Consider the following 15,215-nt stretch of genomic DNA (forward strand, 5'->3'; position numbering starts at 1 on the left):
ACTGAGATAAATGATTCGGGTGAACGGGTACTGCTAACGCCTCTGTAGTGTTATCGATGGCGGGTATAATATCTGGCAAAAAGTAAACAAATGGGGGATTTTATCCCCCATTTGTTTTTCCACTATTCAGCCTGTTGAATGTAAGCGATTTGCCCCCATATACTCAATTACCTATTTGTTGAAACTGCCAACAGAAGCGTTTCGCGAATCCCCTAACTTGGCGGAAGCTATGCTCGACGGATTTAGTGTTGCAGGAAGGCGGCAAGCGAAAGAATTCGAGGCTTGCTCAGGTAAGTAATCTGGGGGAATGAGCGTAGCCATTACCCCTGTAACATAAAAGATGACGGGTCAAAACTAAGAGAGAGCTCTATGAATGCTGAGCGTTCCGAACGCATAGAAATCCCCGTATTACCTTTGCGTGATGTGGTGGTCTATCCGCACATGGTCATCCCGCTGTTTGTCGGACGGGAGAAGTCGATTCGGTGCCTTGAAGCAGCCATGGATAGCGACAAAAAAATCATGCTGGTGGCGCAGAAAGAAGCTTCGACGGATGAGCCGGGCGTAAACGATCTATTTTCAGTTGGGACCGTTTCATCGATTCTTCAGATGCTTAAGCTGCCCGACGGTACGGTTAAAGTACTGGTTGAGGGTTTGCAGCGTGCCCGCATTACCACTTTGTCGGATAGCGGCGAACATTTTGCCGCCCAGGCTGAATATTTTGCAACGCCCGAAATCGATGAGCGCGAACAGGAAGTTCTGGTGCGCACTGCGATTAATCAATTTGAAGGGTACATAAAACTCAATAAAAAAATTCCGCCGGAAGTCCTTACGTCATTAAACAGTATTGATGACGCCGCGCGATTGGCCGATACCATTGCCGCCCATATGCCGTTGAAACTCAGCGACAAGCAGACAGTATTGGAAATGGCTGACGTGACGGAGCGGCTAGAATATTTGATGGCGATGATGGAATCGGAAATCGATTTGCTACAGGTCGAGAAACGTATCCGTAATCGCGTCAAGAAACAGATGGAAAAAAGTCAGCGCGAGTACTATCTGAATGAGCAAATGAAGGCGATTCAGAAAGAACTGGGTGAAATGGATGACGCCCCTGATGAAAATGAGGCACTAAAACGCAAAATTGAAGCAGCGAAAATGCCTAAAGAGGCGCGGGAAAAAACCGAAGCCGAATTGCAAAAGCTGAAAATGATGTCGCCGATGTCCGCCGAGGCCACCGTGGTGCGCGGGTATATTGATTGGATGCTGGCGGTGCCATGGCATTCCCGTACCAAGGTAAAGAAAGATCTGGTCAAGGCGCAGGAAGTGCTGGATAAAGATCATTATGGTCTGGAACGGGTTAAGGATCGTATTCTTGAATATCTGGCGGTGCAAAGCCGAGTCAGTAAAATAAAGGGACCGATTCTGTGCCTGGTAGGGCCGCCGGGGGTAGGTAAAACCTCGCTTGGCCAGTCAATTGCCAAGGCCACTGGGCGTGAATACGTGCGCATGGCGCTGGGTGGGGTGCGTGATGAGGCGGAAATTCGCGGTCACCGCCGTACCTATATCGGTTCCATGCCGGGTAAGCTCATTCAGAAAATGTCCAAGATAGGGGTTAAAAACCCACTGTTTTTGCTCGATGAAATCGACAAAATGTCTTCGGATATGCGTGGCGATCCCGCATCGGCATTGTTGGAAGTGCTGGATCCTGAGCAAAATGTAGCCTTTAACGATCACTATCTTGAGGTGGATTACGATCTTTCCGATGTGATGTTTGTGGCGACATCCAACTCGATGAATATTCCGGCACCACTGCTGGATCGTATGGAAGTCATCCGTTTGTCAGGTTATACCGAAGACGAAAAGCTCAATATCGCCCGCGAACATTTGTTGCAAAAACAAATTGATCGTAATGCATTGAAAAGCGGTGAAATAACCATTGAAGATAGCGCTTTGGTTGGTATCATTCGTTATTATACCCGTGAGGCTGGGGTGCGTAATCTGGAGCGCGAAATCTCCAAGATCTGCCGCAAGGCGGTTAAAACGCTGCTGATGGATAAGACGGTTAAGCATATCCTGGTCAACGGCGACAACCTCAAGGACTATTTGGGTGTCCAGCGTTTCGACTACGGTCGGGCTGAAGGCGAGAATAGGGTGGGGCAGGTTACTGGCCTGGCCTGGACTGAGGTGGGCGGTGAATTATTAACTATTGAAACCGCCTGCGTGCCAGGTAAAGGTAAATTGACCTATACGGGTTCTCTGGGTGAAGTCATGCAGGAATCTATCCAGGCAGCGCTGACCGTAGTGCGTGCGCGCGCGGACAAGCTGGGTATTAATCCCGATTTTTACGAGAAAAGGGATATCCATGTCCACGTACCGGAAGGTGCAACGCCAAAAGATGGGCCGAGCGCCGGTATTGCCATGTGCACTGCGCTGGTTTCATGTCTAACGGGGAATCCGGTTAAAGCCAATGTGGCGATGACCGGTGAAATTACCCTGCGTGGGCAGGTGTTGCCCATCGGTGGTCTGAAGGAAAAACTACTGGCTGCACACCGTGGTGGTATCAAAACGGTATTAATCCCTTTCGAAAATAAACGCGATTTGGAAGACATGCCGGCGAATGTGATCAACGATATGGATATCCATCCGGTCCAGCGCATTGATGAAGTGCTGACACTGGCGTTGCAGAACTCGCCTTTTGGTATTGAAATTGCCACTGCGGCCGCCAAATAGTGGTGTAAAGTAGCCGTTATTGTTAAAAAACTGGCTGGTAGGCGAAATCACACTTGCCAGTCTTTTTTTGTACCGTTAAGTTAGGTAGTTGTCATGCTTGGTCGCCGTTTGGTTCGGGCTTGTCAGGATATAATAGGCTTGTTAAAACAGCTGCGCTGTCGCGTTTAAGGAAAATTCCACCGCGATGAAAGAATTCTAGAGGGGATGAAAGAGTGAATAAGTCACAACTGATCGACAAAATTGCTGCAGGTGCTGATATTTCCAAAGCAGCGGCTGGACGTGTACTAGATGCAATAATTGGTTCCGTAACCGAAACACTGCAACAAGGAGACGATGTTGCACTGGTAGGTTTTGGCACTTTTACGGTGCGCGAGCGTTCCGCCCGTACCGGTAGAAATCCGCAAACTGGCAAGGAAATCAGTATCCCAGCCGCAAAAGTTCCTGGTTTCCGCGCTGGCAAAGGGTTGAAGGACGCTGTCAACTGATTGTTATGTCGCTGTTTTTCGCGTTGCGAGCAGGTGGCAAGAGAATGAATCCGCAGAGCTTACACCAGTAAGTGATGCGGGTGAACGAGCGCCGCCAACGTACTGGCAACGTGAAAGATGACGGGTATACCCAATAGATTTCGTGTTGCGAGCAGGTGGCAAGAGAGAGAATCCCGCTGAGCTTACACCAGTAAGTGATGCGGGTGAACGAGCGCCGCCAACGTACTGGCAACGTGAAAGATGACGGGTATATTACCTGACGCAGGAAGACAGGTAGGGTAGAATACAAGGCGCATCTTTTGATGTGCCTTTTTTTTGTTGTTATTTTTTCCCTGGCAAAATAGCCTTTTGGGGCGTTGGGGAAAGATCTTTGGCGCGCGGCAGCTTTAAAAGCTACGGCATGAAGGCGGGATTTTTCTGCCGGCGCAAGGGGTTTCATTCATATTACAGCGGAGTGTTGTCACACTATGATGGACAATTTACGCGCGGCTGCCAATCATATCGCGCTCAAAATTATTCTAGCGATTGTCGCCATTTCATTCGTGCTGACCGGCGTTGGCAACTATCTGATAGGTGGCGGCGGGGATTATGCTGCCAAGATCAACGGACAGGTTATCAGCCGTGCCCAGTTTGAACAGGCAGTACAAAATGAGCGCAATCGTCAGCAGGAATCGATGGGGGACAGTTTCTCTGCCCTGGCTGCTAATGAAGGTTTCATGCAGCAAATGCGACGCCAGGTATTATCCCAGTTGATTGATGAAACGTTGCTGGATCAATATGCGCAAACCCTGGGACTGGCCGTAAGCGATGCGCAAATAAAAGAGGCTATTTTCGCTATTCCGTCGTTTCGTACCGATAATCGTTTTGATAATGAAAAATACCGGTCAATCGTCAATAGCATGGGGTTGACCACGGATCAATATGCACAATTGATGCGTAAGCAACTGCTTACTCAACAGTTAATCCAAGGGGTCGGCGGTACAGGGTTCCTGTTGCCCAATGAGACAGAGCGTTTGTTGTCGTTGGCGATCCAGGAGCGTCAAGCCCGCTTGGCCACGATAGATGTCAACGCGTTGTTGGCCAAACAAACCGCGTCGGACGCAGAAATCCAAAATAGCTACAACCAAAACAAAAACAGTTACGTTTTACCCGAGTCATTCAAGGTGTCCTATATCGCCATGGATGCGGCCTCGATGGAGGATAAAATCAAGGTGGACGAACCTGAAATCCAGGCGTATTACGATCAGCATAAAGATCAGTTCACCGTACCGGGGCGCAAACGCTACAGTATTATCCAAACCAAGACTGAAGCTGATGCCAAGGCTATTCTAGCGGAATTGCAGGCAGGGGCTGACTTTGCGACTTTGGCTAAACAGCGTTCGACTGATGTTATTTCAGGGAAAAATGGCGGCGATATTGGCTGGATGACAGCCGACGCCACGGTAGATGAGCTCAAGCAGGCTAACCTGAATAATAAAGGTCAGTTATCTGGCGTTATCACGTCTTCCGTCGGTTTCATCATTGCCCGTTTAACCGATATTCAGCCAGATGTAGTTAAACCGTTGACCGATGTGCATGTTGCCGTTGCCGCCAAACTGAAGCAGGAAAAAGCCGTTGATGCTTATTACGCTTTGCAGCAAAAAGTGAGCGATGCCGCGAGCAACGATAATGAATCACTGGACGCTGCTGAGACTGCAGCCGGTACCAAGGCGGTACAGTCCGGTTGGTTTACCCGGGATAACGTGCCTGATGCCCTGAATTTTGATCCGGTCAAACAGGTGCTGTTCGGTGGTTCACTACTGGGTGCCAATGGTGCACCGGGCAATAACTCTGATGTGATCACCGTCGACGGCGATCGGGCCTTTATCCTACGCTTGGCAGGGCATAAGCCGGAAAGTATCAAGCCGCTTGATGCGGTGCGTCCAGAGGTAGAACAGCAGGTGAAACGCCAAAAAGCCATTCAGCAGGCCCGTATGGATGCAGAGAAAATTTTGGTGGCGCTCAAAGAGGGACAGGACAAAGGCGATGAAGCCATGAAAGCTGCCGGGCTGACGTTTGGTGCGGTACAGACCTTTGATTCTACTCGCCAAAATGATCCGTTAACCCAAATGATCTTTACGTTGCCTCATCCACAGCCTAACGCGTCGTCCTATGGCACCTCCGAGGACAGCAAAGGCAACATCGTACTGGTGGCAATGGATTCGGTTGCACCTCGCAAACTCAGCGATCAGCAGCGCGCCCATGTGGTAGACCAGCTTACCCAAGGCATGACTGGAGTCACCTTCGACGCGTTGCTTAATAATTTGCGCGCCGAGGCAAAAATCAAGATGGGTACGGGCGCACAAATGCAATGACGCTCTAAAAAAAATACCGCTTGATGTAATATCAAAAGGTCGCCTGTGCGGCCTTTTGCATTTTCATTTATCTGCTATTGCTCGTTTTTTCCCCTTGAGACATTCTGCCTGCCATGCAGAACGTGAATGCATACATGCAGTGTCAACCCATCAGGAGGAAAAACGATGAAACGTAAAGGAATGCTATCAGTCAGGCTGGCCCTGCTCACCGGATTAATTCTGCTATCCGGAGGCGCGTATAGTGCAGGGCATAGTGAAGGGCATAGTGAAGGGGAAACGGTGCCAGGAGACTCATCCCTGGCTATCGGCGCACAGGCTCTGGAACAGGATAATACCAACAAACCTTCCGGGACCGAAACCGGAGATAAGGGGGCTGAGTACCTGACCGACGATTCCGCCACTACGCTGAATTTTGGCAATATCCCTGTGGATAGTGGTCTGCGCGATGGGATCGGGGGATCCGCCCCTGCCGACGGTGTGAGCAATCCCGACAGCCTTGGGAAAAACGGTAGTGACGCTGATAATGGCGGCTCCAGTGAAACAGGCAGTATCGGTGACACAGGTAACGGCACTGAAAGTGTTAGTGACGCGGGTGATAGCAATGGTAGCGGTAGCCAAACTGATATCGATAGCGTGGGCAGTGACGGCCACTCCAGCGATAGCGCGTTAGCGAATGTGGGTGAGGACGAGGTCGCGCTGACCATTAATGGTACGCAGGCTAAGGAGCGCGCGGCAGATAAGAAGGATCAAAATACCCAAACCGACGATTTTGACAAAGATAAAGTCAACGTCAATAGCGCAACGGCGGATGAGTTGGTGGATGGATTAAAAGGCATTGGACCGAAAAAAGCGCAGGCGATTATCGCGTATCGCGATAAAAATGGCCCCTTTACTAACATTGATCAATTGAAAGAGGTTAAGGGCATTGGGCCCGCAACGCTGGCCCGCAATAAGGACAGACTGGAGCTTTAACCCGAGGCCGGTTGTCAGCGGGTATAAATGGGTAGCATTGGCCCTACCGCTGGCATCCGCCACAGAATATTAAATTTTTATGACAGTGTGGACATCTAAGGCTTTCTTTCCTAAGTTAGTGGATTGCATAACATCAGGAAAGTACTATGAGTGAAACTGCTAACTTAACAATTAAACTCCCTCTTGAGCTAAAAGAAAGATTAAGAACGATAGCCGCGAATAATAGCATTTCCATGAGCGCAGAAATAAGCACAAGACTGGCACAAAGTCTTGATGGCGGGTTTGATCATTCTGAAGAAAGCACTAAGGCCCAGCAGAACAAGGAGCACGTTGCTGCCAGTGTGGATAATCAGCATACTCAAGAAATCACTGAAGCGCCATTTACCAGCAGTGAAGTAAAAAAACTGCGGGCCTTGCTTAACGCCTCAAGCAAGAAAAAGATTAAGAAAAAATAATCCTATCCGCTTTTAGTCCTATTAACGATTTTTTGCTTGCAAGCGTTTAAGGTCAGAGGGACGATTTCAGACCCTCTGATCGGAATAGGGCTCCCTACGGCAAAGCGGTTTTGTTTTTCATCGACGCCATTACACTTTGTTTCTGTAGTTGATAAGCCGCCAGGCCTTTAGCGCGTAAATGGCATGCTGCGCATTGGCCACAGCCGTCGCCTTTGATGCCATTGTAACAGGTCAGCGTTTCTTGGCGCACCAGATCCAACTGCTGATAATAATCGGCTAATGCCCAGGTTTCAGCTTTATTGAGCCACATCAGAGGCGTAGCAATGTCGATATCGCATGCCATGCCAAGGTTTAGAGCATGATGTAATGCTCGGATAAACTCATCGCGGCAATCCGGGTAACCGGAGAAATCAGTTTCGCACACCCCGGTTATCACTGTTGTGGCACCGACCTGATAGGCATAGATGGCGGCCAGGGTCAAAAAAAGAATATTACGCCCCGGCACGAAGGTACTGGGTAATACATTGGTGCCTTGATCCGCATCGAAGTGAGGCACGGGTATGTTTTCGCGGGTTAGACTACTGACTGCGAGATCGTTTAACAAACCAGCATCAATGACTTTATGGGCCCGAGCGCCGAGTTTGTGCGCCAGTTTGCGGGCAATATCGATTTCAGCGCGGTGCCGCTGGCCGTAATCAAAAGTGACACAATGCACTTCATCGTACTGCGTCAAGGCCTGGATCAGGCAGGTGGTAGAATCCTGCCCGCCGCTAAAAACCACTACTGCTCGATTCATATCATCACTCGTTAGGTCTGGATCTAAAAAACTATGGTACTGTCTTCTCGCAACCGCGCCTAGCCGAGAATGCATTTTGTGCCGCTAGGCTGCGGCGTAGTTGCGGGCTGTAGTTGCGGGTGTAGTTACGGACGTAGTTGCGGGCGTAGCTCTAGGCCATAGTTATAGCCCATAGTTGTAACTTAAAACGTATCCAACTGTTGCAACCAAGGCGTCAAATCGCCGATATTCTCAGCGACCCACTCCGGCCGGTAATAGGTGTCCTGGTAACGCTCGCCGCCATCGCATAATAACGTAACAATCGCCCCCCGACGTCCTTCGGCGCGCATCCTTAACGCGAGTTGCAGAACACCCCACATATTGGTGCCGGTGGACGCGCCAACCCTACGCCCAAGGATCGGTTCCAGCCAGGAGAGTGTCGCAATACTGGCAGCGTCGGGAACCTGAATCATTTCATCAATAACGTCGGCCATAAAAGAGGGCTCGACCCGCGGCCGGCCAATCCCTTCGATACGGCTATAATGTTGGCTGGTGATACTGCGGTCGCGTTGTAAATAAAAGTCATGAAAAACAGAAAACTCCGGATCGACGACCACCAACTTGGTATTATGACCTTTATAATGGATATATCGCCCTAATGTGGCCGATGTGCCGCCGGTACCCGCGCTCATAACAATGTAGTCGGGCTCGCTAACCGGTTCGTTGGCCATCTGACGGAAAATGCTCTCGGCGATGTTGTTATTACCGCGCCAATCAGTCGTACGTTCGGCATAGGTAAATTGATCCATATAGTGGCCGCCAGATTCTCTGGCCAGCATTTTAGCCTCGTCATAAATCAAACCGCTGTGGGGAACAAAATGGCAGCGGCCACCATAAAACGTGATCTGTTCGATTTTGCGTTTAGCGGTGCATTCTGGCATTACTGCGATAAAGGGTAGCCCCAGCAAGCGGGCAAAATAAGCCTCCGATACGGCCGTACTGCCGGAGGATGCTTCGATGATCGGGGTGTCTTGTTTGATCCAGCCGTTGCATAACCCGTATAAAAATAGCGATCGGGCCAGTCGGTGTTTAAGACTGCCCGAAGGATGGGTACTCTCATCCTTTATATAGAAAGATATTCCCGGAAATGCCGGCAACTGAAACCGAATAAGATGTGTATCTGCGGAGCGTTGAAAATCCGCTTGTATTTCGCTAATTGCCTGTTTTACCCACGCCACAGTCATGATATTTACCTCAGATGATCAGTAGGGGTAGCATAGCGAGGATGGTGGAAAAAAAAGTTGCCTTTTTTCGCCAAATAACGTGAAATAAGAGAAATATTTTCTCCATAAGCCCATTATGCTAGATAAAACTGACCGAATATTGCTGTCAATGTTGCAACATGATTGCACTTTATCGCTGCAAACGCTGTCGGAGGCGGTTAATCTTACCTCTACGCCGTGCTGGAAACGGCTAAAACGACTGGAGGAAGAGGGCGTCGTACGCGCCAAGGTCGCGCTGCTGGACAACGAAAAATTGGGGTTGGGGTTAACCGCTTTTGTTTTGATCAAAACACAACAGCATAACAGCGACTGGTACCATGCGTTTGTTGCCCAGGTGAAAAGCATGCCGGAAGTGCTGGCGTTTTATCGCATGGCCGGAGAATATGATTACCTGATGCAGGTGGTGGTGGCTGACATGAAAAGCTATGATGGTTTTTATAAACGCCTGGTGAATGGCGTCCCGGGTTTGATTGATGTGACCTCCAGTTTTGCCATGGAGAAAATTAAGAATACGACGGTATTACCGTTATAATGGACTTTTCCCACCGTTGGGATTTTGCCTACGTCTGGAACAACACTGCGTGAGACTATTTGCACAACTAGGCTGGTATTTTCGCCGCGAATGGCGGCGCTATCTGGGTTCGGTCTGTTTATTGATCATCATTGCCCTACTGCAATTGATACCACCAAAATTGGTAGGTGTTATCGTGGACGGTGTCACAACCCATAGCATCAAGCCGTCAACCCTCTGGCGGTGGTTGGCGGTTATGGCCGTGACCGCGCTGTTTGCGTATTTGCTGCGCATTGTTTGGCGCATACTGTTGTTTGGTGCATCTTATAAACTGGCCGTGGAGCTGCGTGCCCGGTTTTATCACTTATTGAGCCACCAGCTTCCTGGTTTTTACCTACGTCACCGTACCGGGGACTTGATGGCGCGTGCCACCAATGATGTAGACCGGGTGGTGTTTGCCGCCGGAGAAGGGGTTCTTACCCTGGTGGATTCTTTGGTGATGGGGCTATCGGTATTGGTGGTCATGAGCACGCAGATCAGTTGGCAATTGACCCTGCTATCCCTGTTACCCATGCCGATAATGGCGCTGGTGGTAAAATACAATGGTGACCAATTACACCGGCGTTTCAAAACTGCCCAAGCGGCTTTTTCTTCACTCAATAACCAAACGCAGGAAAGTCTCACTGGCATCAGGATGATCAAGGCCTTTGGCCTAGAAAATTACCAGTCCGATCGTTTTGTGCAGGTTGCCGCCGACGCCGGAGCAAAAAATATGCAGGTGGCGCGTATTGATGCGCGTTTCGATCCGACAATTTACCTGACTGTGGGGTTATCCAATCTGCTGGCTATTGGCGGCGGCAGTTGGATGGTCATGAACCATTCATTGACCTTGGGGCAGTTAACCAGTTTTATTATGTACCTAGGTTTGATGATCTGGCCGATGCTGGCTCTGGCATGGATGTTCAATATTGTTGAACGGGGCAGCGCCGCCTACAGCCGTATCCGTCAAACGCTTGACGAGGCGCCGGAGATCAAGGACGGCACGCTTGAGCTGCCGGCGGGGCGCAGTAGCCTTGAGGTCGAGATCACTCGCTTTTGTTATCCACAAACACCGTTACCTACGTTACACGATATCCAACTGACGCTGCCACCGGGCCGGGTGCTTGGCATTTGTGGCCCCACCGGAGCAGGGAAAAGTACCCTGTTAGCCCTGATTCAACGCAATTTTGACGTGACCGAGGGCGAGATACGTTTCCATGGGTTGCCGTTAACGTCGGCCACTCTTGAATGTTGGCACCGCCGTTTGGCGGTGGTCAGTCAATCGCCATTCTTGTTTTCCGACACTGTGGCGAACAACATCGCACTGGGGCGTCCTGATGCCACTCGCGAGCAAATCGAACACGCGGCCAACCTGGCTTGTGTGCATGAAGATATTCTGCGTCTTCCTCAGGGATATGAAACTGAGGTGGGTGAACGTGGGGTAATGCTTTCCGGCGGGCAGAAACAGCGTCTCTCTATCGCTCGCGCGTTGTTGCTTGAGGCAGAAATCCTGATCCTGGATGATGCCTTGTCCGCGGTGGATGGCCGTACCGAACATACTATTCTACGAAATCTGCGCCAGTGGGGCGCAGGGCGTACGCTGATAATCACCGCACATCGATTATCTGCTCTCACCTCAGCCGATGAGATAGTCGTGCTGCGGCGTGGTACCATTATCCAGCGTGGGTTTCATCAGACGCTATTGCAGCAGAACGGGTGGTATCGGGACATGTATCGTTACCAACAGCTTGAGGCGGCGTTGAGTGCCGATCCCGATCGGCCGGAGGATGTCGATGCGTAACTGGCAAACGCTCTGGCCGACGCTCAAGCGACTGTTGTCCTACGGTTTACCCTATCGCCGGCCGCTGACGTTGGCGGTAGTACTGCTATGGCTGGCGGCTGGGGCCGAGGTTTCCGGCCCAGTGGTCATTAGCTATTTTATCGATAGTATCCTGCCGTTGAACTCGCTCCCACCGCTGCTGGTGAGCAGCCTGGCGCTGGGTTATATCGCGTTGCAACTCGCCGCAGCCGCATTACGCTATTTTCAGGCATTGCTCTTTAACCGCGCGGCGCTGGATGTGGTACAGCAATTGCGCACCGAAGTCATGGACGCCTCGCTGCGCCAGCCACTCAGTACCTTCGATACGCAACCAGTGGGACAACTGATTTCTCGCGTCACCAACGATACCGAGGTGATCAAAGATCTCTACGTTACGGTAATGGCGACAGTGCTGCGCTGTATTGCCCTGGTAGTTACCATGTTGATCGCCATGTTTATGCTTGATTGGCGCATGGCGATTATTGCGCTGATTATTTTCCCGGTTGTGGCGTTAGTCATGGCACTGTATCAGCGTTATAGCACGCCGATAGTTAGGCGTCTTCGAGCCTATCTTGCTGATATAAATGATGGTTTTAACGAAGCTATTAGCGGTATGATTGTTATTCAGCAATTTCGCCAGCAGGCGCGTTTTGGCCAGCGTTTGGCTGATGCTAGCCATGCGCATTATGTGGCCCGGATGCAGACATTGCGGCTCGAGGGTTACCTACTGCGTCCTTTGCTCAGCCTTCTTTCGGCACTGGTATTGTGCGGTCTGCTGATCTTGTTTGGTTTCAGCCCGGAGGGTACGGTTGGCGTAGGCGTACTCTATGCTTTTATCAACTACTTGGGCCGATTAAACGAACCGCTGATTGAACTCACTACACAGCAATCGATTTTGCAACAAGCGCTGGTAGCGGGGGAGCGTATTTTCGAACTGATAGATGGCGACGCGCAGGAATATGGCCATGACGACCAATCATTGACCCGTGGGCGCATCGATATCCGTCAATTATCGTTTGCCTACCGCCCGGGCACGCCGGTGCTGCGCTCGGTTTGCGTAACAGTGCCTTCCCGCAGTTTTGTTGCTTTGGTGGGACATACTGGTAGCGGCAAAAGCACACTGGCCAATTTACTCATGGGGTATTATCCATTACAACAAGGTGAGCTGTTGCTGGACGGGCGGCCGATTGCCAATTTGTCACACCGGGTATTGCGTCAAGGCGTGGCCATGGTTCAGCAGGATCCGAACGTTATGGCGGAAACGGTATTGACTAATATCACTCTTGGCCGCGATATCAGTGAATCCCAAGCTTGGCACGTTCTAGAACAGGTTCAACTGGCGGAACTGGTGCGAGGGATGTCTGCGGGCATCCACACTATGCTCGGCGAGCAGGGCAATACTCTGTCAGTGGGACAAAAACAATTGCTGGCCTTGGCTAGGGTATTGGTTCTCACACCGGAGATTTTGATCCTTGATGAAGCCACAGCCAATATCGATTCCGGTACCGAACAGGCCATTGCGCGGGCGCTTGCGGCGATTCGCCACCAAACAACAATGGTGGTGATTGCCCATCGGTTATCTACCATTGTCGATGCGGATAATATTGTGGTTTTGCATCGTGGAGAAGCGGTTGAGCAAGGATCCCATGAGGCATTGCTGCAACGCCGGGGCCGCTATTTTCAAATGTACCAACTACAACAAGCCGGCATGGCGCTCGATACCAATGACGAAACAAATGTGGTCAGTACCCCCGCCATATGAACCTGATGGTGCAGCGCCGGCCCTTTAACGGCGCTGCCTCCTTACCTCCCTCCCCACTATCTGTCTGTCTTATGCGGTTATTCGTGGAAATCCTCTTATGAATAAGACGCACCGGTATTGCGCAGTAGCTGCTAAAAATGTCACCTGTCTGCACTATTATGGGACTATCGCTCTTTTTTGGTGCATGTTCTGGGTAAGTTATGATGAATACCAACCGCTAAATATCGGCCAGGGCCGGTTTGTGCTCCATTGTCAGGCGACCAAGGGTAAATTTTGATTACAAAACATTTATGGCACATGCTTTGCTTTAATCAGGCGTAGTAGTCACGAGTTCGGATCCAAATTCTTTAGGGGGAATATATGAAGCTGGTAACCGTGGTGATAAAACCATTTAAATTGGAAGATGTGCGTGAAGCACTCTCTGCTGTTGGAATACAAGGGCTAACGGTCACCGAGGTGAAAGGGTTTGGAAGGCAAAAAGGCCACGCCGAGCTTTATCGTGGTGCCGAATACAGCGTGAACTTTCTGCCAAAGGTAAAAATTGATATCGCTATTGCCGATGATCAGCTCGATGAAGTTATCGATGTTATAAGTAAAGCGGCTTACACCGGCAAAATCGGCGACGGCAAGATTTTTGTTGCGGAGTTACAACGGGTCATCCGGATTCGTACCGGTGAGTCTGACGAAGCAGCACTTTAACGACACGCGCGAAATTCGTGGATAGGGATGAATAAAAATGAAGAAACTTGTTTCATTAACTGGCCTGGGCGCGCTAGCGTTATTACCAACATGGGCCATGGCCGCAGCACCGGTTGCTGATAAGGCCGACAATGCGTTTATGATGATCTGTACCGCATTAGTGCTGTTTATGACGTTACCCGGGATCGCTTTGTTTTACGGTGGCCTGTTGCGCGCCAAAAATGTGTTGTCGATGCTCACGCAGGTCTCTGTGACGTTTGCCCTGGTGTGTGTGTTGTGGCTGATCTATGGCTATTCAGTGGCCTTCAGCGAAGGTAATCCTTTCTTTGGCGGTTTTGGCTGGGCGATGTTGAAAAATATCGAACTTACCTCGCTCAGCGGCACGTTCTATCAATTGATTCACGTGTCATACCAAGCTTCATTTGCGTGTATCACCGTCGGTTTGATCGTCGGCGCGATAGCTGAGCGTGCTCGATTCTCGGCCGTACTGATTTTTGTGGTGGTGTGGCTAACATTCTCTTATCTGCCTATGGCGCATATGGTTTGGGCCGGTGGTTATCTGGCTGCCCAAGGCGCATTGGACTTTGCCGGTGGTACCGTGGTGCATATCAATGCTGCCAGTGCAGGTTTGGTTGGCGCTTACATGTTAGGTAAACGTTCCGGTTTTGGTAAGGAAGCGTTTAAACCGCATAACTTGCCGATGGTCTTCACCGGTACTGCCATTCTGTATGTAGGCTGGTTCGGTTTTAATGCCGGTTCAGCGGGTGCTGCGAATGAAATCGCCGCTCTGGCGTTTGTTAATACCGTAATGGCCACCGCCGGTGCCATTTTATCATGGGTCTTCGTTGAGTGGATGCTGCGTGGCAAGCCATCACTGTTGGGGGCGTGTTCCGGTTGTATCGCCGGTCTGGTTGCCATTACCCCGGCTGCGGGTACTGTCGGTGTTGGTGGCGCGCTGGTCATCGGCCTGGTGGGCGGTGTTGCCGGTCTGTGGGGTGTGGTTGCCCTGAAGAAATGGCTGCGTGTCGATGACGTTTGCGACGTGTTTGGTGTGCATGGCGTATGCGGTATCGTAGGTTGCCTACTGACTGGCGTATTCACTTCCGCCTCTTTGGGCGGTGTAGGTTACGCTGCGGGCGTCACCATGGGTCATCAGGTATGGATTCAGTTGTTTAGCGTCATCGTCTGTCTGGTGTGGTCCGGCGTGGTGGCTTTTATCGGTTTCAAAATTGCCGATATGGTGGTTGGACTGCGTGTATCCGAAGAACAGGAACGCGAAGGTCTGGACGTCAACAGCCATGGCGAAAATGCTTACAACGAATAATTATTGT

At 50.6% G+C, this 15,215-nt stretch carries 12 protein-coding genes; 10 read left to right on the forward strand and 2 right to left on the reverse strand.

All coding sequences use genetic code 11. The annotated features are described in order from the left end of the window. The first annotated feature begins 369 nt into the window (after positions 1-369). The 5 genes from lon (at position 370) to SJI19_RS09680 (ending at position 6,996) form a co-directional block, all read left to right on the forward strand. On the forward strand, positions 370-2,730 hold the full coding sequence (gene lon, locus SJI19_RS09660) for an endopeptidase La (RefSeq protein ID WP_323478050.1): 2,361 nt from the start codon (positions 370-372) through the stop codon (positions 2,728-2,730). 212 nt (positions 2,731-2,942) lie between these two features. Beyond that, positions 2,943-3,215 (forward strand): nucleoid-associated protein HU-beta, encoded by a 273-nt coding sequence (gene hupB / locus SJI19_RS09665; protein WP_323478051.1) that lies wholly within the window; start codon positions 2,943-2,945, stop codon positions 3,213-3,215. A 467-nt stretch (positions 3,216-3,682) separates the two neighbouring features. Further along, on the forward strand, positions 3,683-5,569 hold the full coding sequence (ppiD, locus tag SJI19_RS09670) for a peptidylprolyl isomerase (protein ID WP_323478052.1): 1,887 nt from the start codon (positions 3,683-3,685) through the stop codon (positions 5,567-5,569). 165 nt (positions 5,570-5,734) lie between these two features. Continuing rightward, a complete protein-coding gene (locus tag SJI19_RS09675; RefSeq protein ID WP_323478053.1) occupies positions 5,735-6,541 on the forward strand; it encodes a ComEA family DNA-binding protein in 807 nt (268 codons plus the stop codon). Positions 6,542-6,687: 146 nt separating this feature from the next. Further along, positions 6,688-6,996, forward strand: a complete 309-nt coding sequence (locus SJI19_RS09680) for an Arc family DNA-binding protein (protein WP_323478054.1) — start codon at positions 6,688-6,690, stop codon at positions 6,994-6,996. Between the two features lie 94 nt (positions 6,997-7,090). On the opposite strand, the gene queC is transcribed toward SJI19_RS09680, so the two are convergent. Further along, complete coding sequence (gene queC, locus SJI19_RS09685; RefSeq protein ID WP_323478055.1) at positions 7,091-7,792, reverse strand: 7-cyano-7-deazaguanine synthase QueC; 702 nt, start codon at positions 7,790-7,792, stop codon at positions 7,091-7,093. A 182-nt stretch (positions 7,793-7,974) separates the two neighbouring features. After that, entirely contained in the window at positions 7,975-9,015 is a 1,041-nt protein-coding gene (locus SJI19_RS09690; protein WP_323478056.1) for a PLP-dependent cysteine synthase family protein, read from the reverse strand. A 115-nt stretch (positions 9,016-9,130) separates the two neighbouring features. Here SJI19_RS09690 and SJI19_RS09695 point away from each other — a divergent pair, with 115 nt between their 5' ends. From SJI19_RS09695 to amtB, 5 genes are all read left to right on the forward strand, one after another. Beyond that, a complete protein-coding gene (locus tag SJI19_RS09695) occupies positions 9,131-9,586 on the forward strand; it encodes an Lrp/AsnC family transcriptional regulator (protein ID WP_323478057.1) in 456 nt (151 codons plus the stop codon). 49 nt (positions 9,587-9,635) lie between these two features. Further along, entirely contained in the window at positions 9,636-11,405 is a 1,770-nt protein-coding gene (locus tag SJI19_RS09700; protein WP_323478058.1) for a SmdA family multidrug ABC transporter permease/ATP-binding protein, read from the forward strand. Further along, complete coding sequence (locus SJI19_RS09705; protein WP_323478059.1) at positions 11,398-13,185, forward strand: SmdB family multidrug efflux ABC transporter permease/ATP-binding protein; 1,788 nt, start codon at positions 11,398-11,400, stop codon at positions 13,183-13,185. Before SJI19_RS09700 ends, SJI19_RS09705 begins: the two co-directional genes overlap by 8 nt. Before the next feature lie 360 nt (positions 13,186-13,545). Next, positions 13,546-13,884 carry a P-II family nitrogen regulator gene (gene glnK / locus SJI19_RS09710; protein WP_323478060.1) on the forward strand — a complete coding sequence of 113 codons (339 nt, stop codon included), beginning with the start codon at positions 13,546-13,548 and terminating at the stop codon, positions 13,882-13,884. A gap of 37 nt (positions 13,885-13,921) precedes the next feature. Then, entirely contained in the window at positions 13,922-15,208 is a 1,287-nt protein-coding gene (gene amtB / locus SJI19_RS09715; RefSeq protein WP_323478061.1) for an ammonium transporter AmtB, read from the forward strand. The last annotated feature ends 7 nt before the right edge of the window (positions 15,209-15,215 follow it).

The organism is Acerihabitans sp. TG2, assembly GCF_035013185.1.
Taxonomy (GTDB): domain Bacteria; phylum Pseudomonadota; class Gammaproteobacteria; order Enterobacterales; family Enterobacteriaceae; genus Acerihabitans.

What these genes read in the sequence shown, in the direction of transcription:
- lon (WP_323478050.1), top strand. Translation starts at nt 370, where the DNA reads ATGAATGCTGAGCGTTCCGAACGCATAGAAATCCCCGTATTACCTTTG.
- ppiD (WP_323478052.1), top strand. Translation starts at nt 3,683, where the DNA reads ATGATGGACAATTTACGCGCGGCTGCCAATCATATCGCGCTCAAAATT.
- SJI19_RS09675 (WP_323478053.1), top strand. Translation starts at nt 5,735, where the DNA reads ATGAAACGTAAAGGAATGCTATCAGTCAGGCTGGCCCTGCTCACCGGA.
- SJI19_RS09680 (WP_323478054.1), top strand. Translation starts at nt 6,688, where the DNA reads ATGAGTGAAACTGCTAACTTAACAATTAAACTCCCTCTTGAGCTAAAA.
- queC (WP_323478055.1), bottom strand. Translation starts at nt 7,792, where the DNA reads ATGAATCGAGCAGTAGTGGTTTTTAGCGGCGGGCAGGATTCTACCACC.
- SJI19_RS09690 (WP_323478056.1), bottom strand. Translation starts at nt 9,015, where the DNA reads ATGACTGTGGCGTGGGTAAAACAGGCAATTAGCGAAATACAAGCGGAT.
- SJI19_RS09695 (WP_323478057.1), top strand. Translation starts at nt 9,131, where the DNA reads ATGCTAGATAAAACTGACCGAATATTGCTGTCAATGTTGCAACATGAT.
- SJI19_RS09705 (WP_323478059.1), top strand. Translation starts at nt 11,398, where the DNA reads ATGCGTAACTGGCAAACGCTCTGGCCGACGCTCAAGCGACTGTTGTCC.
- glnK (WP_323478060.1), top strand. Translation starts at nt 13,546, where the DNA reads ATGAAGCTGGTAACCGTGGTGATAAAACCATTTAAATTGGAAGATGTG.
- amtB (WP_323478061.1), top strand. Translation starts at nt 13,922, where the DNA reads ATGAAGAAACTTGTTTCATTAACTGGCCTGGGCGCGCTAGCGTTATTA.